Source organism: Microbacterium sp. RURRCA19A, from assembly GCF_900156455.1.
Classification (GTDB): domain Bacteria; phylum Actinomycetota; class Actinomycetes; order Actinomycetales; family Microbacteriaceae; genus Microbacterium.
Genome location: NZ_FTNQ01000001.1, coordinates 1582474 through 1604475 on the forward strand (window position 1 = coordinate 1582474; position 22002 = coordinate 1604475).

General features: G+C 72.6%; 20 protein-coding genes. 11 read left to right on the plus strand and 9 right to left on the minus strand.

The features are described 5' to 3' along the window. Position 1 precedes the first annotated feature (1 nt). The gene (gene solA, locus BW982_RS07600; protein ID WP_076491496.1) at positions 2 to 1099 is read right to left on the minus strand and encodes an N-methyl-L-tryptophan oxidase; all 1098 of its coding nucleotides are present in this window, start codon (positions 1097 to 1099) and stop codon (positions 2 to 4) included. After that, positions 1096 to 2352, minus strand: coding sequence for an aminotransferase class V-fold PLP-dependent enzyme (locus tag BW982_RS07605; RefSeq protein WP_083696553.1), 1257 nt, complete (start codon positions 2350 to 2352; stop codon positions 1096 to 1098). Before BW982_RS07605 ends, solA begins: the two co-directional genes overlap by 4 nt. Before the next feature lie 88 nt (positions 2353 to 2440). Between BW982_RS07605 and BW982_RS07610 the strand changes: the two genes are divergently transcribed. From BW982_RS07610 to BW982_RS07625, 4 genes are all read left to right on the plus strand, one after another. Further along, the gene (locus tag BW982_RS07610; RefSeq protein WP_175611054.1) at positions 2441 to 3232 is read left to right on the plus strand and encodes a class II glutamine amidotransferase; all 792 of its coding nucleotides are present in this window, start codon (positions 2441 to 2443) and stop codon (positions 3230 to 3232) included. A 26-nt stretch (positions 3233 to 3258) separates the two neighbouring features. After that, positions 3259 to 4125 carry a spermidine synthase gene (locus tag BW982_RS07615; RefSeq protein WP_076491502.1) on the plus strand — a complete coding sequence of 289 codons (867 nt, stop codon included), beginning with the start codon at positions 3259 to 3261 and terminating at the stop codon, positions 4123 to 4125. Between the two features lie 113 nt (positions 4126 to 4238). Continuing rightward, positions 4239 to 4766, plus strand: coding sequence for a tetratricopeptide repeat protein (locus BW982_RS07620; protein ID WP_076491505.1), 528 nt, complete (start codon positions 4239 to 4241; stop codon positions 4764 to 4766). Positions 4767 to 4795: 29 nt separating this feature from the next. After that, complete coding sequence (locus BW982_RS07625) at positions 4796 to 5284, plus strand: SprT-like domain-containing protein (protein ID WP_076491508.1); 489 nt, start codon at positions 4796 to 4798, stop codon at positions 5282 to 5284. 13 nt (positions 5285 to 5297) lie between these two features. Here the strand turns inward: BW982_RS07625 and BW982_RS07630 are convergent, their stop codons facing one another. Continuing rightward, complete coding sequence (locus tag BW982_RS07630; protein ID WP_076491510.1) at positions 5298 to 5915, minus strand: 2-phosphosulfolactate phosphatase; 618 nt, start codon at positions 5913 to 5915, stop codon at positions 5298 to 5300. Positions 5916 to 5998: 83 nt separating this feature from the next. Between BW982_RS07630 and BW982_RS07635 the strand changes: the two genes are divergently transcribed. Further along, positions 5999 to 6499: a hypothetical protein gene (locus BW982_RS07635; RefSeq protein WP_076491513.1), complete on the plus strand. Its 501-nt coding sequence runs from the start codon at positions 5999 to 6001 to the stop codon at positions 6497 to 6499. 115 nt (positions 6500 to 6614) lie between these two features. Here BW982_RS07635 and BW982_RS07640 read toward each other — a convergent pair whose 3' ends face one another. The 3 genes from BW982_RS07640 to BW982_RS07650 form a co-directional block, all read right to left on the minus strand. After that, positions 6615 to 7265 (minus strand): response regulator, encoded by a 651-nt coding sequence (locus BW982_RS07640; protein ID WP_076491516.1) that lies wholly within the window; start codon positions 7263 to 7265, stop codon positions 6615 to 6617. A gap of 61 nt (positions 7266 to 7326) precedes the next feature. Further along, positions 7327 to 8475, minus strand: coding sequence for a sensor histidine kinase (locus BW982_RS07645; RefSeq protein WP_254845537.1), 1149 nt, complete (start codon positions 8473 to 8475; stop codon positions 7327 to 7329). A gap of 177 nt (positions 8476 to 8652) precedes the next feature. After that, complete coding sequence (locus tag BW982_RS07650) at positions 8653 to 9141, minus strand: Lrp/AsnC family transcriptional regulator (RefSeq protein WP_076491520.1); 489 nt, start codon at positions 9139 to 9141, stop codon at positions 8653 to 8655. 110 nt (positions 9142 to 9251) lie between these two features. On the opposite strand from BW982_RS07650, the gene BW982_RS07655 reads away from it, so the two are divergent. After that, the gene (locus BW982_RS07655; protein ID WP_139327352.1) at positions 9252 to 10658 is read left to right on the plus strand and encodes a DUF6421 family protein; all 1407 of its coding nucleotides are present in this window, start codon (positions 9252 to 9254) and stop codon (positions 10656 to 10658) included. Positions 10659 to 10815: 157 nt separating this feature from the next. Beyond that, positions 10816 to 11493, plus strand: coding sequence for an SDR family NAD(P)-dependent oxidoreductase (locus BW982_RS07660; RefSeq protein ID WP_076491526.1), 678 nt, complete (start codon positions 10816 to 10818; stop codon positions 11491 to 11493). 10 nt (positions 11494 to 11503) lie between these two features. Here the strand turns inward: BW982_RS07660 and BW982_RS07665 are convergent, their stop codons facing one another. Then, positions 11504 to 12994, minus strand: coding sequence for an MFS transporter (locus BW982_RS07665; protein WP_083696554.1), 1491 nt, complete (start codon positions 12992 to 12994; stop codon positions 11504 to 11506). A 79-nt stretch (positions 12995 to 13073) separates the two neighbouring features. Here BW982_RS07665 and BW982_RS07670 point away from each other — a divergent pair, with 79 nt between their 5' ends. After that, positions 13074 to 14141 (plus strand): threonine aldolase family protein, encoded by a 1068-nt coding sequence (locus BW982_RS07670; protein WP_076491529.1) that lies wholly within the window; start codon positions 13074 to 13076, stop codon positions 14139 to 14141. 31 nt (positions 14142 to 14172) lie between these two features. Here the strand turns inward: BW982_RS07670 and BW982_RS07675 are convergent, their stop codons facing one another. Both BW982_RS07675 and BW982_RS07680 read right to left on the minus strand, forming a co-directional pair. Further along, complete coding sequence (locus BW982_RS07675) at positions 14173 to 15009, minus strand: AlbA family DNA-binding domain-containing protein (protein ID WP_076491532.1); 837 nt, start codon at positions 15007 to 15009, stop codon at positions 14173 to 14175. A 22-nt stretch (positions 15010 to 15031) separates the two neighbouring features. Then, entirely contained in the window at positions 15032 to 15652 is a 621-nt protein-coding gene (locus BW982_RS07680) for an NUDIX hydrolase family protein (protein WP_076491535.1), read from the minus strand. A gap of 210 nt (positions 15653 to 15862) precedes the next feature. On the opposite strand from BW982_RS07680, the gene BW982_RS07685 reads away from it, so the two are divergent. The 3 genes from BW982_RS07685 (at position 15863) to BW982_RS07695 (ending at position 22002) form a co-directional block, all read left to right on the plus strand. Then, the gene (locus tag BW982_RS07685; protein WP_076491538.1) at positions 15863 to 16516 is read left to right on the plus strand and encodes an alpha/beta hydrolase; all 654 of its coding nucleotides are present in this window, start codon (positions 15863 to 15865) and stop codon (positions 16514 to 16516) included. A gap of 64 nt (positions 16517 to 16580) precedes the next feature. After that, entirely contained in the window at positions 16581 to 21233 is a 4653-nt protein-coding gene (locus BW982_RS07690; protein ID WP_076491541.1) for an ATP-dependent helicase, read from the plus strand. Beyond that, on the plus strand, positions 21226 to 22002 hold the full coding sequence (locus BW982_RS07695; protein ID WP_076491543.1) for a DNA-formamidopyrimidine glycosylase family protein: 777 nt from the start codon (positions 21226 to 21228) through the stop codon (positions 22000 to 22002). The genes BW982_RS07690 and BW982_RS07695 overlap by 8 nt, the downstream gene beginning before the upstream one ends.

A 22002-nucleotide genomic window follows, 5' to 3' on the forward strand; every position in this document is an offset into this window, starting at 1 on the left:
GTCAGAGTCCTCGGCGAGCGGTCGAGACGAAGTCCAGGTCGGGGCGGGCGATGCCCGTGGCGAGGTCCGCGACGGCGTCGCCGATCGCGGGCCCGAACTTGAACCCGTGCCCCGAGCACGCCGAGACCGCGATGATCTCGGGGGCGTCGGCGAGCGGTCCGATGACGAAGCGCTTGTCCTCGGTCATCGTGTACAGGCACGCGGCCGCCTCGACCGGAGCGGTGTCCAGGCCCGGCACGAACGAGTGCAGCAGGTCGCGCAGCGCCTCGACCTCGGCGGGGGTCGGCCGGGCGACGGGGGTCTCGGGGTCCCAGACCTCTCCGGCATCCACTCCGAGCTTCACGCCGTTGCCAGCGGCATCCGGGATACCGAAGACGAGGCCGTCTGCGCGGTCCACCGAGAACGCCCCGAGCGCCGGCGGCATCCCGGCGGGTTGCCCGGCGCGCACGGTGACGGTGAGGATGCGCCACACCTCGAGGAGGCCCGAGAGCTGCGGCAGCAGGCGGTCGGTCCATGAGCCTCCGGCGACCACCAGCCGCGCGGCGCGGACGACACCGCGGTCGGTGCGGACCTCGACGCCCTCCGCGATCGTGTCCCAGCCGAGCACGCGCTCGCCGTCGCGGAGATCGGCGCCCCCGGCCAGAGCGAGCCGACGCAACGCGACCAGCGCGTCTTCGGCCTCCAGCACGCCCGCCGACGGGTCGTACACGGCGCGGTACCCCTCGGGCACGACGAACCCGGGCATGAGGGCCGCCATCTCGTCGCGGTCGTCGACCAGGACGCAGTCGGGTCCCTGCAGCTGGGATGCGCCTTCGTGGGCGTACAGACCGCCCGTGCGATGCAGGAGCGTCTCCCCCGACGCGCGTTCGAGCGCGTCCCAGGCGTCGAAGGCCTTCTCGACGAGCGGGTTCCACACCGGGTTCGGATACGCACGGCGGATCATGCGGGTGCGCCCGTGCGAGGAACCGCGGGAGTGCCCGGGCGCGAACCGATCGATCCCGACGACCCGTACGCCGCGGCGCGCGAGCGAGGCGACGGTGGACATTCCGTGGATGCCGAGCCCGAGCACGACGACGTCCGCCGACACGACCGCGGTCATCGGGTGATCCCGGTGGCGATCGCCGCGACCCCGTCGACGAGGGCGGACAGGTCGGTGTCGTCGTTGTACACGTGCGGCGAGGCACGGACGACGCTCTGCACGCCCCGGTCGCCCAGGTCCCACTGTCCGTGCGTCGCCGGCACCGAGACGACACGGACGCCGCGGCGCGCAAGCTCGACGACCGCATCGGCGGATGCGACGCCCTCGATGACGAAGGTCACGATGGCCGAGCGGGTTCCCACGGGGTCCGCGAGCGTCACGCCGTCGAGGTCGCCGAGCGCCTCGCGGAGCCGTCGACCGGCATCCACGAGCCACGCCTCGGTCGCGGGGATGCCGCGTTCGGCGGCCTCGTCCAGCGCGGCGCCGAGCCCGAGGCGCGCGGCGATCGCGCCCTCCCACGTCTCGTACCGCCGTGCCGAGGCGTCGAGCTCCCAGTCGGATCCCGTCGTCCAGCGTGCACCCCGGACGTCGGGCGCGGCGGGCAGCAGACGCTCGCGGAGGGTGTCGCGCACGTACGCGAACCCCGTGCCGCGGGGGGCGCGGAGAAACTTCCGTCCGGTGGTGACCATGACGTCGCACCCGATCTCGGCGACGTCCACCGTCAGGTGACCGACCGACTGGGTGGCGTCGAGGATGTAGGTCCCGCCGTGGCGCCGCACGACCGCCCCGATCTGGGCGGCCGGCTCCACGAGGCCCGACGACGTGGGCACGTGGGCGACCGTCACGATCGAGGGCACCCCGTCGGACAGCAGGGCGTCGAGGGCGGCGACGTCGACGCGGCGGCGCTCGTCGTAGGGGGCGATCACGAGGTCGATCCCCTGCTCGCGGGCGAGGCTCATGAGGTGCAGCGCGTGGCTGACGTACGTGCTGCTGGAGGCGACGATGCGCTGCCCCCGGGTGGGACGGAGCGCGTCGAGCATGACCCGGAGCCCGGTGGATGCACTGTCGAACAGGGCGATCTCGCTCGGATCGGCGCCGACGAGGCCGGCGGCCGAGGCGTAGACCGCGTCGAGGTGGACGCGTCGCTCCGCGGCGGCCTCGTAGCCGCCCTTCGCCTCTTCCCGGCGGAGATGCTCGACGACCGTGGCGACCACGCGGTGAGACGGGAGCGCCGCGCCCGCGGCGTTGAAGTGGCTCGCGAGCGTCGAGCCCGTGGTGCGTTCACGCTCGGCGGCGACGTCGATGGAGGATCCGTCCGCGGTGCGCGCGGATGCCGAGGCCGGTGCGGCGTCTGCGATGGGGAGCGGGTTCATGGGGGACGGGTTACCTCCGAGTAGGATCCAAACATACTACATGTGGATCCAATCTGTGATTCCCGCTCCCGGAGGTGCCGTGTCCCGCATGATCGCCTACGTCGGCAGCGAGCCGATCGACGCCCCCGCCGCCCTCGGCGACGACACCCTGGCATCCTTCGCCGCTCTCTCCCGCCTGCACGCCGACGGGTGGGGAGCCGCCTGGCGCACGAGCACGGGCGTCTCGGCCCGGGTCGTCGCCGGCCGGCCCGCCCGGCGTGGGGATCTCGCCGAGGCGGTGCCCGCCCCCTCCACCGCGGCGCTGCTGTACCTGCGGTTCGGCAGCGCCGGAAGCGGCGCCGGCGAGGCGGAGGCGCAGCCCTTCCTGCGCGGCGACCAGGCATTCCAGCACAACGGGGCGCTGTCACCGCCCGACCTGCTGCGCGCGGAGCTCACCGACGGCGAGCGCGACGGCCTGCGCGGGGCCAACGACAGCGAGCTGTACTTCGCGTTCCTCCGTCGCGCACTCGCTCCCGGCGCGCCCGTCGACCCGACGCGGATCGCGGATGCCGTGGCCACCGTCCGCACGCGGTACCCGGAGGCGTGCCTCAACGCCCTCCTCCTCACCCCGACGGCGCTCGTGGCCGTGCACTCCTCGGCCTCGCGGCCCGCCCCGCGCGCCGCGTTCGCCGCCCGGGGATTCGCCGAGGCCGATCTGCCCCCGGGCCACGGCGACGACTACAACGTCCTCTTCACCCGCCGCGCCGCGTCGGGGGCGCGGCTCGTGGCGACGACCGGCATCCCCCTGGCGGGCTGGATGCCTCTCCCCACCGACACGGTCTCCCTGCTGACCTCCGACTCCCTGGCATCCGTCCCTCTCCCCCGCGTCGCGAGCGCGTGAGGGGGGACCGGGATACCGTTGAACGCATGGCACGGATGCGGGTGGAACCGGACGATGCACCGTCGGCGCGCCTGTCCGACGGGGCGATCGCGCGGGTGACCGCCTCGACCTTCGTGTCGGGATCGGAGCTGGTCGTCGACGGCACGCCGCAGTCGCACGTCGACCTCGATGACCCGACGCACCTGCACTTCGAGTACGTCACGCGCATGGGCGCGGTCATCGACAGACTCCGGATGCCGGGACAGCCCCTGACCGCGGTGCACCTGGGCGCGGGCGCGCTGACGCTCCCCCGCTACGTCGAGGCGACGCGGCCGGGATCACGACAACAGGTCATCGAGCTGGAACCGGCGCTGTGGGACCTCGTCCGCGAGAACCTACCCCTCCCCCGCGGCGCCGCCATCCGCGTGCGCATCGGCGACGCCCGTGCCGGGCTCGGGCGCCTGCCCGCCGGACTGCACGGCGCCGTCGACCTGCTGGTGAGCGACGTGTACTCCGGCGCGCAGACCCCCGCGCACCTGACGACGGTGGAGTTCTACCGCGAAGCGGCGTCCCTCCTCGCCCCCGACGGCGTCCTGCTGGTCAACGTCTCGGACGGCCCCGGGCTCGCGTTCGCGCGACGTCAGGTGGCGACCGTGCGCGAGGTTCTGCCCGAGGTCATCGTGCTCGCCGAGGTGCAAGTGCTCAAGGGCCGGCGGTTCGGCAACCTCGTCGTCGCGGCCTCCGCGGCGCCCCTCCCGGTGGAGTGGCTGCCGCGGCTCATGGCGGCGGGCCCGCACCCCGCGAAGGTCGCCCAGGGGGCCGAGATCGACGAGTTCGTCCGCGGCGCACGTCCGGCGACGGATGCCGACGCGACGCCGTCACCGAAGCCCTCGGCATCCATCTTCGATCGGTGAGCGCCGTCTCACGACCCGGTCACGACCGGTTCGCGGCCGGACGGTGTGGCGTTGCGGCTCCGATTGCCGACGCACCGCAGACTGGAAGCGACGGCCATTCGAGAGGAGCGACGGTGAGCTATATCCACGGGTACGACCCCGACACGTTGCGTGAGATCACCGACTCTCACGAGTGCGCGGAACGGCTCGAGGAGATCGGCTCGCAGCGCAGTCTTCCCGCGCTCCTCGAGCGCACGTGGCTCCTGAAGGTGCTCGACCGGTTCGACGAGGCGCTGACGGTGTCGGAGCAGTCGGTGCGCGTGGCACGCATGGCCGGAACCCGTCGCGATCTGCTGCGCGCGCGGATCCTGCACGCGACGATCCAGCAGTGCCGAGGCGCGTTCGCCGCCGCCGAGCAGGAGCTCACCGCCTGCGCCGAAGAGGCCGAGGGGCAGGGGTGGGCGGGCATCGCCGCGTTCGCCCTGCAGCACCGCGGCAAGGTCCACTTCGACGAGGGCGACTACGAGTCGGCCCGCCGCGATTTCAAGCGCGCGCTGTTCCTCCGTCAGAACGCCGGGGCCAGTGACGCCGAGCTCGAGTCGACGCTCCTCGCGATCGATGCCGCGGATCGCCGACGCACACGCGCGGTCGTGGCGAGCTGACGTCGGAGCCCCTCTCTACGATTCCCGTCATGTCCGATCTGCAACGTGTGCGCGTCTGGGCAGAGGCATTGATCGCTCTGCACCTCGACGAGTCGTGGTCGTTCGCCTTCGACAACGCCAAGCGCCGGGCGGGACTGTGCGACTACGGCCGGCGGCGCATCAGCGTCTCGCGCTATCTCGCCGCGCGGTATGACGACGACACCAACCACCAGACGCTGCTGCACGAGGTGGCGCACGCGCTCGCCGGCGCGCCCGCGGGACACGGGCCGGTGTGGAAGCGTGCCGCGCGCGAACTCGGGTACGTCGGCGGCACCACCCACGCCGGCGAGACGGCGAACGAACTGGCGCCGTGGGTGGGCACCTGCCCCGCCGGTCACGTCGCCTACCGGCACCGTCGGGCGACACGCCCCACCTCGTGCGCGAAGTGCGCACCGTACTTCGACCCGCGCTTCGCGCTGACGTGGGTGCATCGCGACATCAGCCCCGCGACGCGGTTGGCGGCGGCGACCCCGCGCTGAGCCCGACCCCGCTTCAGGCCGCGGCGTAGACCCCGTCCCCGAGCACCGGGACGACGGATGCCGCGTCGCGCTCGGCCGCGGCGAGCACGAGGTCGCGCTCGCCCGCGTCGGCGCGCAGGCGCCCGGTGCCGCTGGCGGTGAGGAGGTGGCGCACCGCTCCCCGAAGCGCCCGGAACCCCTCGCCGGCGACGGCGGCATCCGGCGAGGCGTGGTCGATGCCGAGGTCGCCGAGCGCGGCCACGACCGCCCCGGCGCCGAGCAGATCCTCGACGGCGTACCGCGGGCCCCCCTCATCGACGTCGCCCACCGCGATGACCGCGATGCTCGTGCGCTCGCCCCGGGACCGCTGGACGTCGAGCACGTGCGCGGCGACGGCGGCGGCGTTGCGGATCCCGGCGACCACGAGGTGCGCACCGGCGCGCTCCGCGGCGAGCGCGAGGCGATCCGCGGCGGTGTCCTCCGCGGGGAGCGTCTCGCCGTTCTCGGCCGCCGCGAGCACCCGCGCGGTCAGACCCAGCGTCTGCACCACGACGACGACGTGGGCGGCAGCGAGCCGTGCGAGCCCCGCCTCACCCCACTCCAGACGCACCTGGTAGTTCGCCTGCGAGAGCGCGTCGGGGGTGTTCGGCATCCCTCGAGCCTACGACGAGCACCGCCCACCGACCGATGCGTCAACCCGACGTCGTTCCCGGCCGGAGGTGGCACGATGCGAGCATGCGCATTCTGCTGAAGTTCGAGATCGACTGCGATCCGGATGCCGCGTGGCGGGCCCTGCACTCGCCGCGTGCGGTCGCGGAACTGTACGGTCCGCTGCTGGCGGTCGAGACCCTCGAGGAGGCTCCGACGTCGTTCTCGTCCGGGGACGACGTCCCGGTGCAGATGCGGGCGGCGGGGGTGTTCCCCGTGGGTCGCCAGCTCATCTCGGTCGCCGACCGCGAGACCGCCGACGGCAACGGCCGCGTGCGTGTGTTCCGCGACTGGGGCGTGCCGCTCACCGGCCCGCTCGCGGCACTGGACGTCTGGGACCACCAGATGGCGGTCTCGGCGGTGCCCGGAGACCCGACCCGGACGCTGTGGCGGGAACGTCTCACGATCGGCGGCGCCGCCGCCCCCGCGCTGTGGCCGGGCCTGTGGACGATGTGGCAGTGGCGCGCGGCGCGCATCCGCGCGCTGGCGCCCACCTGGGCGCACGACCCGGAACTCGCGGAGGACTGAGCCGCACCCGGCGCAGCCTCCGCGATCCGCACGACCTCGGTCCGATCCGGGCGGATGCCACTGACCGACGGCGAATCACCGAGGTTGTGCTGCGACACCCCGCCGCGCGCCGCGCTCAGACCAGCCCGTGGCGGTACGCGAACACGACGAGCTGAACACGGTCGCGCAGCGCGAGTTTGGTGAGGATACGACTGACGTGCGTCTTCACCGTCGCTTCCGACAGGAATTCGCGCGCGGCGATCTCGGCGTTGCTGAGTCCCGCCGCGGCCAGGGCGAAGATCTCGCGCTCGCGATCGGTGAGGGCACCGTACGTGGCCGGCACCGGATCGATCGCCCCACCCTGGGCGATGTGGGCGAACAGGTCGCGGGTCGCTTGAGCGGCGATCACCGCCGAGCCGGCGTGCACCGTCCGCACTGCGGACAGCAGGAACTCCGGGTCGGAGTCCTTCAGCAGGAAGCCGCTCGCGCCGTGCTGGATCGCCCGGGCCGCGGCCTCGTCGAGGTCGAACGTCGTCAGGACCACGACGCGCGGGGCCGCGGGTTCGCGAAGGATCTCCGCGGTCGCGGTGAGACCGTCCATGACCGGCATCCGGACGTCCATGAGCACGACGTCGGGGCGTGTCGCCCGGACGACGTCGACGCCCTCGCGTCCGTCGGATGCCTCGCCGACGACCTCCAGATCGGGCTGCGAATCCAGCACCATCCGGATGCCGGCGCGGAACAGCGCCTGGTCGTCGACGAGCACGATGCGGATCGGCGAGGTCATCGGGGCGGGTCCTTCCGAGGAGCGGGGGCGGGATGGCATCCACTCTGCCCTGCCGCCGCGCTCATGACGTCGCCCCCAGCGGCAGGCTCGCGCGGACGATGAAGTCGCGGGACTCGGGCTGCGCCGACAAGGTGCCGCCGGCGAGCTGCGCGCGCTCGCGCATGCCGATGACCCCGTGCCCTCCCCCCGTGAGCGAGGGGGTGTCGGCGAGGCGGTTGCGCACGGTGAGATCGACGCGATCCGGATGCCACGCGAAGCGCACCGCCACACGACGGTCGCCACCGTGTCGGAGGGCGTTCGTCAGCGCCTCCTGCAGGATGCGGTACACCGCGAGTTGGATGGCCGTCGGCGGCTCCGCGGCGGGTGCCGGATCGACCGTGGTCTGCAGGTCGACCCCCGCCGCGCGGACCTGGGCGTACAGCGACTCGAGGTCGGCCAGCGTCGGCTGCGGCCCGTCGGCCTGGCTGTGCCGCAGCTGCTGGAGGAGCAGTCGCACGTCGCCGAGGGCCGCGCGGGCCGTGGTCGAGATCGTGGAGAGGGCGCGCGTCGCCGCCTCGGGGTCCTGCGCGGCGGCGTACCGCGCCCCGTCGGCCTGGGCGATCACCACCGCGAGAGAGTGCGCGACGACGTCGTGCATGTCGCGGGCGATGCGCACCCGCTCCTGCTCCGCGATCGTGGCCTCTTCGGCCGCGCGTTGCGCGGCGGCGTTCGCGGCCGCCCGCCGGGTCGTCCGCGCGAGGGTTCCCGAGCCCCAGGAGAGGAGGAACGCGAAGCCCGCGACGAGCACGATCGCGAGAGTGTCGAAGGTGGGGACGAAGACGTCACGTCCGGCCCGCACCGTCAGGTAGGCGGTGACGATCACGGCACCGACGACGGTCGAGGCGAATCCCGCCCAGTACACGCGACGGGTTCCGTACGCCGCGGCCGTGTACAGCACGGCGTAGGCCACCAGGTCGACCGGGCTCGGGTCACGCTGCAGCGACATCTGCACGATCGCCGCGATCCACGCCAGGAGCAGCGCGGCACCGGGCTGAAGGCGCCGGAGAGCGAGGGCCGTGGAGAAGAGCGCGACCACGACGAGCGCGCCGACGTTGCCGAGGACGTTTCCCGGATCCAGCTCGATGAGGAACGACAGCAGCCCGAAGAGACCGGCCGCGACGAGGTCGACGACCAGCTGGTACCGGAAGAGGGGACGCAGGGCGATGCGCATCCCCGTCACGCTACGCGGCACCGCGCGCGGCGGCATCCATCCCACGATGTATTCGCGCGGGGCCCGTCGACCCCTCCGTCCAGTGTCCAGAACACGCGGATGAGCGGCCTCGGCATCCGCGTGTTCTGGACACTCGACGCTCGGCCGGGGCGGGGGCGGGGGTGGGGGTGGGGGGACTTAGGCGGGGAAGTCCGCGGGTTCGATGGGACGAGCCTCGAAGAAGGTCTGCAGCACGATCGTGGTGCGCGTGTTGACCTGGGCGGCCGCACGGATGTCCCGGATGAGCGTCTCGAGGTCGCGCGGCGTGGGGACCCGGACGAACAGCATGTAGGCGGCGTCGCCGGCGACGGAGTGGCACGCCTCGATGGCGCTCAGGTGCGCGAGGAGTTCCGGGGCGTTGTCGGGCTGCGCGGGATCCAGCGGCGTGATCTCGACGAAGGCGGCCAGGGGGCGGCCGAGGGCCTCGGCGTCGAGGACCGGGCGATAGCCGCGGACGATCCCCCGCGCCTCCAGCCGGCGCAGACGCGATTGCACGGCCGACACCGACAGTCCCACTTTCTCGGACAGATGGGCGAGCGTCGCGCGGGCGTCGAGGGAGATCTCGCGCACGATGGCCGCATCGACGGTGTCGTCGAGCCGGGCGCGGCGAACGGAACCGTCGGACATGCGCCGACAGTAGCAGGATTCCGGGGCTCACCTCTGGCAGGGTCCGTAAGTTTTCCGTTAGCATTGCGTTTTGACCGGATAATTTCCCGCCTGATCGATCGGAGGCCACCATGACCCTCGCAATGCCCGCGCGTTCCGCGCACGATCTGCTCTACGGGCACACCGTGGCCACCGTCGAACTCTCCCCGGGATGGGCGCAGCTGAAGGATGCCGCGGTCGAACTGCAGAGCCTGCAGGCGGCCGACGGCTCCGTCCCCGAGTCGTCCGACCACGCTCGCGCCGCGGCGCTCGTGGCCGAGATCATCGACGCGATCGCCGCGCTCGCCCCCCTGTTCCCCCACGACGACGCCTACCTCCGCGCGTCCGTCGGCGACTTCGAGCGGTGGCGCGACGGCGGCTTCGGCGTCCCCGACTTCCTGGACTCGCTCGTGGCCTTCCAGCCCCAGGAGCACCGGGTCGACGGCATCCGTCACCTCGTCGTGTTCCCGATGTACACGCAGAACGGCTCGCGCGAGCGCCACGTCGAGGCGGTCCTCGTGGAGGTCATCTGGCCCGAGTTCATCGCGCGGCTCGAGACCGAGTACACCAACCGCCTGTTCGTGTCGCTCCGCCTGGTCGACTTCACGCCGGGCTACGACACGAACTCGGCGGTGCTGTTCCCCGAGACGGTCGCCATGCGCGAAGTCCCGACGTTCACGTGGGGCGCGATCTTCCAGGACCGCGAAGCCGCGCGCTACCGTCGCGTGACCCGCGCCGCCGCGGAGATCACCAAGCTGGAGCTGCCGGCCGCCGCCGCCCGCATGCTCGACGATCAGTCGCTGACGGAGCAGACGTTCGTGATGTGGGACATCATCCACGACCGCACCCACATGCGCGGCGACCTGCCGTTCGACCCGTTCATGATCAAGCAGCGGATGCCGTTCTTCCTGTACTCGCTCGAGGAACTGCGCTGCGACCTCACCGCGTTCCGCGAGTGCGTCGAGATCCAGAAGCGTCTGTCGGCCCGGAAAGACCTGGATGCCGCCGAGCAGGCGATGCTCGAGCACGCCGAGCTCGTGCAGTACGCGGTGATCTTCGACCGCATCTTCCGCTTCGCCATCACCGGCTCGCGCGTGCGCAACTACGACGGCCTCGGCGGCCAGCTGCTGTTCGCGTGGCTCCACCAGCGCCGGGTGCTGCACTGGACCGACACGTCTCTCGCGTTCGACTGGGACGAGGTACCGGCCGCCGTGGTGGCGCTGGCCGACGAGATCGACGAGCTGTACTGGCGCTCGATCGACCGCCCGAAGACCGCGCACTGGCTGGCTGCGTACGACCTCGTCCGTTCGGTCGTGACCCCGCACCCGGCCTCGGTGTGGGCGCGCGGACTGTCGGACGAGGTGCTCGCCGGGCTCCCGAAGGGGTACACCGACGCGGTGCTCGACGACGAGTTCCCGCTGTCGATGTTCTTCGAGGCGCTGGAGAAGAAGATGCGCCCCGTCATCGCCTCGACCGAGGGCATCACCGGCCGGGACTGAGCGGACGCCCCGGTCCGCCCCGGCCGGCCGTCGTGCGGAGTCTGCGGCCGACACGCCGCGGGGGTGGCGTTCGGGACGGCGCGTCGGACACGATGTCCGCACGAGGGAACGTCGCCGCACGACCGCGTCGACCCGACCGAACCACGGAGGAGACGGCATGGACACGGGCGTCGAAGGCCGGACGGTATTGCTCGCCGGCGGCACGAGCACGGCGGGGCGCAGCGTCGCACGCGCCCTTCGGACGGCGGGCCAGACGGCGATCGTGATCGGCTCCGACGCCGGACGATTGGCATCCGTCGCCGCCGAGATCCCGGGCGTCGTCACCGAGCGATGCGACCTCACCGATCCGGATGCCGTGGCGGCCCTCCGCGAGCGGGTTCGCGCCGCGCACGGCGGGGTCGACGGCATCCTGCATCTCGTCGGGGGGTGGCGTGGCGGTGGAGGCCTGGCCGGTCAGAGCGATGAGGACTTCGTCTTCCTGCTGAACTCCCTCACGGCGCTGCGCAACGTCACCCGCGCGTTCGACGCCGACCTCCGCGCGTCGGATGCCGGCCGCCTGGCGATCGTGTCGTCCACCTCCGTCGCCCGCCCCCTCGCGGGCGAGGCCAACTACGCCGCGGTCAAGGCCGCCAGCGAGGCGTGGACACGCGCCGTCGCCCAGGGGTTCGCGAAGTCGGCGAGGGATGCCGGGACCGCGCCGTCGGCCGCGGCGGTGGTGTTCCGCGTGAAGAGCCTGGCCGGACTCGAGGACGCCCTCGCCCTCGCCTTCCTCGGGTTGTGGGGCGACCCGGCGGAGGACATCAACGACGTCACCATCGAGCTCGCCGGGGCGTGAGGCCGCGCGGTCAGCGCGAGGGGTCGGACGGCGGCGCCGAAGGGGCGGGGAACGTGGATGCCGCCGCATCCGGAATCCCTCCGGCGCGCGCGGCGAGCGACGAGGCTTCGTCCTCCGGCCCGGGTGCCGTGGCCGGCGCTATGGCGTCACCGAGCCGCTCCTGCTGGTACTGCCGGGACAGCACCCGGTACGAGCGTGTGAGGAATGCCGCCGCGCCGACGACGACCATCACGAGCCCCGCGAACAAGAAGACGAGCGCGATCCCCCGCCCGATCCCGTCGCCGAGGAGCCACCCCCAGGTCGCCCTGCCGTCGGCGCCGTCCATGTAGGGGATGATCGCGAACTGGGCGATCGGGGCGATGAGGAATGCGGTGATCGGGGCCGAGGCCGATTCGAACGCGGCGGCGAAGCCGAAGACACGCCCCTGCGTTTCGAAGGGGACGACCTTCTGGATGACGGTCTGCTCGGCGGCCTCGACCGCGGGGATGAGCGCCATGTACGCCCAGATGCCCGCGACGTACAGCCACCACCAGTCGCGGAGCGTGAAGGCGGCTCCGAGAGCGCCCATGGCGATCACGATCAGGAGCATGGTGCGGATCGGGTTGCGCCCCAGCCCGAACTTCGCCACGAGCGCCCCGCCGATGATGAACCCCGTGGCGGTGACGCCGAGGACCAGCCCCCAGCCCTCGACCGTGAACAGTTGGAGTCCGTACGGGTCCATGAGGGCGAGATAGACGCCGCCGATGAGGTTGTTGAACGTCGAGAAGATCAGCAGCGCGAACAGACCGGGAGAGGCGCGAACGGCCCGGATCGCGCCGCGCACATCGACGACGGGGAGCCGTTCGCTCGGAGCCTGCGGGCGCTCCTCCGGGATCCGGATCGTGAGCAGATGCGCGAGGGCGGCCAGGGTAAGGACGATCGCGATCGCCAGCGTCCACCCCATCCCGAGCTGGCCGACCGAGAGTCCGCTGAACACGCTCGTGACCACGAACGACAGCCCCTGCACCGTGCCGACGAGACCGTTGGCGTTGGCCCGGCGATCCTCCGGGACCAGGAGCGTCACCGTCGTCGACAGCGCGATGTTGCGCATGTTCTCGATGACCGCGCCGCCGAGCACGACCCCCGAGAAGATCCAGAACCAGGGGCCGCCGAGGTCGAGCAGCGCACTCTCGGGGAACGCCAGCCACAGAGCGCCGGCGACGAGGAAGGCCAGGAGCGTGACGATGCCCGACACCACCATGACGCGGTGTTTGCGATGCCGGTCGACGATCGTGCCGAAGAGCATCGCGAACACCGCCAGCAGCAGCATGTACGCGCCGCCGATGATGCCCGTCGCGAGCACCGACCGGGTCTCGAGGTACACCCAGAACGTCAGCGCGAACCACAGATAGCTCGTGGTCACATTGGCGGCGGCGGTGTTGACGAGGACGCCCAGGAAGGCGCGACGACCGTCGGCTCCGCGCGCCGTGGCGGCGGGGGCGGACGGGGGCGTCTCTATCATGCGGCACACGCTAGCGACCGCCTCCGACATCGGCCAGTGCCCCGGCGTCGACGGCATCCCCGGTGACTACGCTGGAGGGGTGACCCCCCTGCATGACACCGCCGTCCGCGGCTTCGCATCCGACAACTATTCCGGCATCCACCCCGACGTGCTGGCCGCCATCGCATCCGCCAACGAGGGCCACCAGGTCGCCTACGGCGAGGACGTCTACACGGCGCGCCTGCAGGAGCTGTTCACGGGTCTCCTGGGCGACGGCGTCGAGGCCTACCCCGTCTTCAACGGCACCGGGGCGAACGTGGTCGGGCTCCAGTCGATGCTCCCCCGCTGGGGCGCCGTGATCTCGGCATCCACCGCGCACATCAACGTCGATGAGGGCGGAGCCCCCGAGCGCGTCGGCGGCATCAAGCTGCTCACGGTTCCGACCGACGACGGCAAGCTCACCCCCGAGCTCGTCGACCGCGAGGCCTGGGGCTGGGGTGATGAGCACCGCGCACAGCCGCTGGTCGTGTCGATCACCCAGTCGACCGAGCTCGGCACGCTCTACACCGTGGACGAGATCCGGGCCCTGGCCGACCACGCGCACGCCCGCGGCATGCGCCTGCACATGGACGGCGCCCGCATCTCGAATGCCGCCGCCGCCCTCGACCTGCCGCTGCGCGCGTTCACGCGCGACGCCGGCGTCGACGTCCTCAGCTTCGGCGGCACCAAGAACGGGGCCATGATCGGCGAGGCGATCGTGGTGCTCGACCCCGCGGCATCCACCGGTCTCACCTACCTGCGCAAGCTCGACATGCAGCTCTCCAGCAAGATGCGGTTCGTGTCGGCCCAGCTGGTCGCTCTGCTCGAGGACGACCTGTGGCTGCGCAACGCCCGGCACTCCAACGCCATGGCCCAGCGCCTGCGCGCGGGTGTCGAGGCGGGCCTCGCGGATGGCTCGATCCGCGGCGTCGAGTTCACGCAGCCGACGCAGGCGAACGGGGTCTTCGCGACCCTCCCCGAGGGCGTGGCCGATCGCCTGCGCGAGAGCTTCCGCTTCTACGACTGGGACGAGGCGCGCCGCGAGGTCCGCTGGATGTGCTCGTTCGACACGACCGAGGCCGACATCGACGCGTTCATCGCCGCGATCGCCCGCGAGACCACGCGCTGAGCCGTCGGGTCCCGCGCGGCGGGAGCGACGGTCAGCGCGCCGAGGGGCGGCCGAGAACGAGCGTCGACGGCGACGGCCGCCAGTGTCGAGAGACGTATTCGACGGCCTCGTCGACGCCCAGCGCCCGGCTCGAGTTGCCCACGCGCACCCAGAGGTCGGTCGCGGAGCCGCCGTCCTTCGGCTGGGTCAGGAAGACCGGCCGCGGAGCCGGGCGGCACACGACGACGCACACCGCGGGTCGATCCTCGCCGACGGACGCGAACACGATGCGCGGTTGAGCGGCCGCGTTGCGGCCGAGGGCGGTCGAGAGCATGTCGCGCAGCCACAGCTCGAACCGGTCGTGGTCGGCGGTGCGCAACGTCGCGAGATCGCGGTCGAGTCCGATCGGCGCGCCGGCGTCGTCGGCACCGATCACCAGGGTTCCGCCGCGCGAGTTCAGGAACGCCGCGACGGATTTCGCGATCGCGATCTCCATGCGCGCGTCCTTGCGGTTCTCGCGGACGTTCCAGCGCGCGGTCTCCTTGAACTCGACCCGGTCCGACTCCCCCGCGCGCAGCAGCGCCGCGACGTCGATGTCGCCGCCGTCGCGCCGGGCCGCGGCGACCACCGCGGCCACGATCGCCGACAGGCCGATGCTCGCACCGACCGAGAACAGGATCGTCGTGGGCACCCACAGACGGGCCGCGCCGCCGACCCACGCCGACAGCAGCAGCCCGACGCTCACGCCCAGCACCCCGATGACCGTCATGGTGGGCGTGCTCAGCGACCGCGCGGGCCCGAACACCCGCCGCAGCAGCAGGGCGATCAGCCCGGCCAACGCCAGGACGACGGGCAACGCGATCGCGAGATCGACGAGGGAGGTGTCCATCGGCATCCGGATCCGGCGAGGGTCAGCGCAGCGCGCCCACCGACGCCAGCCCCAGACGGATGAGCGTGCCGCGGCCGCCCTCCATCTCCGCCGAGAGGGCATCGGATGCCGCCTCCTCGGGCGAGAGCCAGGTGACCTCGAGCGCGTCCTGTCGCGGCTCGCACGTACCGGTGACCGGGACCACGAAGGCCAGCGACACCGCGTGCTGACGGTCGTCGTGGAACGCGCTCATCCCGGGCAGGGGGAAGTACTCGGCGACCGTGAACGGAGCGGGCTGGGGCGGGAGGAGGGGGAAGGCCATGGGTCCGAGGTCGTTCTCGACGTGGCGGAACAGCGCGTCGCGCACGGTCTCGCCGTAGCGCACGCGACCGGACACGAGCGTGCGGGTCATCTCACCCAGCGGAGTCGCCCGCAACAGGATGCCGACCTGGGTCACCGCGCCCATGCCGTCGGTGCGCACCGGCAACGCCTCGACGTACAGCATCGGCAGCCGCCGACGCGCCTCGGCGAGCTCGACCTCGCTCAGCCACGCCGGGTTGGTGTTCGGGCCGGGGCTCGCGGGCGCGCCCGAGAAGGACGCCGAGAGCGACTCGCGCTCGTCGCCGTTGTCGCCGGGTTCGGGGTCGGGTGTGCGCACAGGCATGCTCCCTGTATATCAACGGTCCGCGGGGATGCCTACGCGGGAGGCGCCGCGGTCGAGCCCGGCGAGGTCGGAGACACGGTCGCGGGAGGACATTCGGGGAGCGGAGGATCCGCGGCGCCGCTTGCGTCCTCCCTGCGCCGAACATCCTCCGGTCGCCACCGCGGTCGACCCCGCCGTGCCCGTGTCGGAGGGCTTTGCCACAATGGCCGCATGAGCGAGCGCCCGACCCTCGACCCGTCCGCCGTCCGCTGGTCGGTGCCGCCGGCCGAGATCGGCGAGCGTCCGGTGCTCCTCCTGCTGCACGGGTACGCGGCCGACGAGCACGATCTGTTCGGCCTCCTGCCCTACTTGCCGGCCGAGGTCGCGGTCGCGAGCGTGCGCGCACCACTCACGCCTCCGTGGCCGACGCCCGGGGCGTCCTGGTACCCGATCGAGGGATTGAACGGCCGCGATCCCGACGCGGTCACCCTCGCGGCGGAGGCGCTGCTCGCCTGGATCGCCGAGCATCTCGGGGGCCGCCCCGTCGGGCTCCTCGGCTTCTCGCAGGGCGGCGCGGTCGCGATCCAGACGCTGCGGGTCGCGCCCGAGGCGGTGCAGTTCGCGGTCGTCCTGGCCGGGTACGCCGCGGGCGGCGAGTTGCCGGGCGACGCGGTCCTCGCCGAACGCCGGCCGCCGGTGTTCTGGGGGCGCGGGTCGCGTGACGACGTGATCCCGCCGCACCTCGTCGACATGACGGCGCAGTGGCTGCCGACCCACAGCGAGCTGACGGGTCGCGTGTACCCGGGGCTGACCCATTCGGTGTCGGAAGAAGAGCTCGCCGACGTCCGAGCGTTCCTCGACGCGCGCCTCGCCGCGCGGGACTGACGGTTCCGCGACCAGCGAACGTCAACCCGCCCGCGATGTCGGAGGTCCGGGAGAAGATGTCGGCATGGCCGACGTGCTCGACAGATTCGGTCCTGCGACGCAGGACTGGTTCCGCGGTGCGTTCTCGGCGCCCACCACCGCCCAGAAGGGCGCGTGGGAGTCCGTGGCCTCCGGCCGCAATGCCCTCGTGGTCGCGCCCACCGGATCCGGCAAGACGCTCTCGGCCTTCCTGTTCGCGATCGACCGGGTGTTCCGCGAGAAGGCGCCCGAGGTCCCGGATGCCACTCCCCCGCGCCGCGGCGCGAAGAAGACGCCCACGCGCACCCGCATCCTGTACATCTCGCCGCTGAAGGCTCTCGGCGTCGACGTGGAGCGCAACCTGCGATCGCCGCTCGTGGGCATCGGCCAGTCCGCGCGGCGACTGGGCATCGAGGTCCCCGCGGTCACGGTCGGGGTGCGGTCGGGCGACACCACGTCGAGCGATCGTCGCAAGCTCGTCACCGATCCGCCCGACATCCTCATCACGACGCCCGAGTCGCTGTACCTGATGCTGACGAGCCAGGCCGCCGAGACCCTGCGCGGCGTCCACACCGTCATCATCGACGAGGTGCACGCGGTCGCCGCGACCAAGCGCGGCGCGCACCTCGCGGTGAGCCTCGAGCGGCTCGATGCGCTGCTCGACGCCCCCGCCCAGCGCATCGGGCTCTCCGCCACCGTGCGTCCGATCGACGAGGTCGCCCGATTCCTCGGCGGCGCGCAGCCGGTCGACATCGTCGCGCCGCGGGCGACCAAGGCGTTCGACCTGTCGGTCGTGGTGCCGGTCGACGACATGCTCAACCCGCCACCCCTACCGGGCTCCCCGGCGCCCGACGAGGCGGCCGACGGCGAGTGGTTCTCCGAGCGGCCCGAGAGCACCGAGATGTCCGGATCCGTGTGGCCGCACGTCGAAGAGGCGATCGTCGACCGCATCCTCGAGCGCCGTTCGACGATCGTCTTCGCCAACTCCCGCCGCCTCGCCGAGCGGCTGACCGGTCGCCTCAACGAGATCTACGCCGAACGGCAGGGCATCGACGTGCCCGAGCCGACGGTTCCGGCGGCCACGATGGCGCAGGCCGGATCGTCCGCCGGGGTCGCCGCGATTCTCGCGAAGGCCCACCACGGCTCCGTGTCGAAGGAGCAGCGCGCCCAGGTCGAAGACGAGCTGAAGTCGGGCACACTCCGCTGCGTCGTCGCCACGAGCAGCCTCGAGCTCGGTATCGACATGGGTGCGGTTGACCTCGTCATCCAGGTCGAGGCACCGCCGAGCGCGGCATCCGGTCTCCAGCGCGTCGGCCGGGCCGGGCACCAGGTCGGCGAGGTCAGCCGCGCCGCGCTGTTCCCCAAGCACCGCAGCGACGTCCTGCACACCGCCGTGGTCACCGAACGGATGCTGTCGGGCAAGATCGAGGCGATCTCGGTTCCCCAGAACCCGCTCGACATCCTTGCTCAGCAGACGGTGGCCGCCTGCGCCCTCGGGTCGATCGACGTCGAGGAGTGGTTCGAGACGGTCAAGCGCAGCGCGCCGTTCCGCTCGCTCCCGCGGTCGGCGTACGAGGCAACGCTCGACCTTCTCGCCGGCCGCTACCCGTCGGACGAGTTCGCCGAGCTCCGCCCACGGCTCGTGTGGGACCGCGACGCGGGCACGCTCACCGGGCGCCCCGGCGCGCAGCGGGTCGCCGTCACGAGCGGCGGCACGATCCCCGATCGCGGCCTGTTCGGCGTCTTCGTCGCGGGCGAGTCGCAGAACGCCCGCGTCGGCGAACTCGACGAAGAGATGGTCTACGAGTCGCGCGTCAACGACGTCTTCACCCTCGGCACGACGAGCTGGCGCATCGTCGAGATCACCCACGACCGCGTGAACGTGCTCCCCGCCTTCGGGCAGCCCGGGAAGCTGCCGTTCTGGCATGGCGACGGCCTCGGCCGGCCCGCCGAGCTCGGCGAGGCGCTGGGCAAGTTCTCGCGCGACATCGCCGGAGCCGACCGCGCGAAGGCCGAGGAGCGCCTCCGTGAATCCGGCCTCGACGACAACGCGATCACCAATCTCCTCGCCTACCTCGCCGAGCAGCGTGAGGCCACCGGCAGTCTCCCCACCGACCGCACGCTGACCGTCGAGCGCAGCCGCGACGAGGTCGGCGACTGGCGCATCATCCTGCACTCGCCCTACGGCATGCAGGTGCACTCGCCGTGGGCGCTCGCGGTGAACGCGCGGATCCGCGAACGCCTGGGCGTCGAGGGGGCCGCCGTCGCGAGCGATGACGGCATCATCGCGCGGGTTCCGGATGCCGCGGCCGAACCTCCGGGGGCCGACCTCTTCGTCTTCGAGCCCGACGAGCTCGAGCAGATCGTCACCGACGAGGTCGGGGGCTCGGCGCTCTTCGCGTCGCGGTTCCGCGAGTGCGCTGCCCGCGCCCTGCTGCTGCCGCGTCTGAACCCGAACCGCCGATCACCGCTCTGGCAGCAGCGCCAGCGCTCGGCTCAACTGCTCGAGGTGGCTCGGCGGCATCCGTCGTTCCCGATCATCCTCGAGACCCTGCGCGAGGTGCTGCAAGACGTCTACGACCTCCCCGCCCTCCTGCGCGTGGCCCGGCAGATCGGCGAGCGGCGCATCCGCCTGGTCGAGACGACCACCAGCCAGCCCTCGCCGTACGCGCGCGACCTGCTGTTCGGGTACGTTGGCGCGTTCATGTACGAGGGCGACTCGCCGCTCGCCGAGCGGCGCGCGGCCGCACTGTCGGTCGACCCCGCGCTGCTGAGTGAGCTGCTCGGCAAGGTCGAGATGCGCGAGCTGCTCGATCCCGACGTCATCGCGCAGTTCGAGCGCGAGGCGCAGCGCCTCGATCCGGAGCGCCGGGCGCGCGGGGTCGAGGGCGTGGCCGACCTCCTGCGTCTCCTCGGACCTCTGGATGCCACGGAGGTCGCGGCCCGTCTCGAGGGGGAGTCGCCGACCGAGGCTTCGGCCCATCTGCGGGCGCTGGTCGAGGAACGGCGTGCCATCCCGGTCACGATCGCGGGCGTCTCGCGCGTCGCGGGCATCGAGGACGCCGGGCGCCTGCGCGACGCCCTCGGCGCGGCGCTCCCGGTCGGCATCCCGAACGCGTTCCTCGAGCCGGTGGCCGACCCGCTGGGCGACCTCGTGGCCCGCTTCGCGCGCACGCACGGGCCGTTCACGACCGACGCGGTGGCCGAGCGTCTCGGCGTCGGGGTCGCCGTCGCCCGTCTCACGTTGCAGCGCCTGGAGTCGCAGGGGCGGTTGGCGAGCGGCTTCTTCCTCCCCGAGGCGGCCGGCGGGCGTGGCGACGACACCGAGTGGTGCGACACCGAAGTCCTTCGGCGGCTGCGGATGCGCTCGCTCGCGGCGATCCGCGGCAGCGTCGAGCCCGTGCCGCCGTCGGCGTACGCCCGGTTCCTGCCCGTGTGGCAGCACCTCACGCGGCCCCTGGAGGGCATCGACGGAGTGCTGGCGGTGGTCGAACAGCTCGCGGGCGTGCCGATCCCGGCGAGCGCGTGGGAATCGCTCGTGCTGCCCTCACGCGTGGCGGACTACACCCCGGCGCTGCTCGACGAGCTGACCGCGACCGGCGAGGTCGTGTGGTCGGGGCACGGCACGCTCCCGGGCCGGGACGGGTGGATCGCCCTGCATCCCGCCGAGGCCGCGCCCTTCACGCTGCAGGATCCCGACGATCCGGAAGATCCCGCCCCCGACTCGCTCGAAGCCCGACTGCTGGCGGCGCTCGAGGGGGGCGGTGCCTACTTCGCGGCGCAGCTGAAGCAGCTCACGGGCGCGGAGAACGAGCAGTCCGTCAACGACGCGCTGTGGGCGCTCACGTGGGCGGGACGCATCACGAACGACACCTTCGCACCGGTGCGGTCGTTGCTCGGCGGAGGCGGTCAGGCGCACCGGGTCGCCCGGCGCGCCCCGCGAGCCCGCATGTACCGCGGAGCGACCCTGCCGCGGCCGACTTCCGCTCCCCGTCCACCGTCGCTGGGCGGGCGCTGGTCGCTCCTCCCCGATCGCGAACCGGACGCCGCGGCGCGGGCGACCGCGACGGCGAGTCTGCTCCTCGACCGGTACGGCGTCGTCACGCGCGGCGCCGTGCAGTCCGAGGGGGTGCCGGGGGGCTTCGCACAGGTGTACCGCATCCTCGCCGGCTTCGAGGAGGCCGGGCACTGTCGCCGCGGGTACGTGATCGAGAAGCTCGGTGCCGCGCAGTTCGCGGCGTCCGCCACCGTCGACCGGCTGCGCGAGTTCGCCGCGGTCGCCGACCCGCCGCCGCTGCGGACCGTCACGCTCGCGGCGACCGATCCGGCGAACCCTTACGGGGCGGCGCTCGGCTGGCCGGCGCTGGAGGGGGTGACCCACCGCCCGGGGCGGAAGGCGGGCGGCCTCGTCGTGCTCGTCGACGGCGAGTTGACGCTGTACCTCGAACGCGGCGGGCGCAGCGCCCTCGCCTTCTCCGACGACGAGGCACGGCTGCAGGCCGCCGCGCGCGATCTGGCCGGGACCTCGCGGCGCCGGCGCCTCGACACCCTCACCGTCGAGCAGGTCAACGGCGAGTTCGTCTACGGCACGGCAGTCGGCCGAGCCCTCCGTGAGGCGGGATTCGTCGAGTCTCCGCGCGGACTCACGCTGCGGCGCCTCACCGCCGGCGACAGCCTGCGCGAGGCGGCCCGTGCCTGAGGGCGACACCGTCCATCGCGCGGCCGCGAAGCTCTCCGCCGCGCTCGCGGGCCGTGAGGTGACCAGATTCGACATCCGCGTTCCCGGCAGCGCGACCGCCGATCTGCGCGGCGAGACCGTGCACGAGGTCGTCGCGCGCGGCAAGCACCTGCTCGAGCGGATCGGCGACCACACGCTCCACTCGCACCTCAAGATGGAGGGACGTTGGGACGTGTATCGCCCGGGCGAGCGATGGCGGCGGCCGGCGTTCAAGGCCCGGGCGATCGTCGGCGTCACCGGGGTCGACACCGTCGGGTTCGACCTGGCGATGGTCGAGGTGCTGCCGACTTCCGACGAGGACCGGGTCGTGGGGCACCTGGGGCCCGACCTCCTGGGCCCCGATTGGAACGAGGCCGAAGCCGTCCGCCGGGTGTCGGCCGACTCCCGCGCCGCGCACGTCGCGTTGCTCGATCAACGCAACGTCGCGGGTTTCGGCAACGTGTACGCGAACGAGCTGCTGTTCGTCCGCGGGATCGCGCCGACGACACCCGCGAACGAGATCGACGTGGCGGCGACGATCGCGCTGGGCCACCGCATGATCCACGCCAATCTGCCGCGGCCCGAGCGCACGTTCACCGGCGACAGCCGCCCCGGCCGTCGCACGTGGGTCTACGGCCGCGATGGGGCGCCGTGCCGGCGTTGCGGAACCCCCATCCGGGCGACCACGCTGGGCGCGTCGGCGACGAGCGAGCGCAACGTGTTCTGGTGCCCCACCTGCCAGCCCGGATGA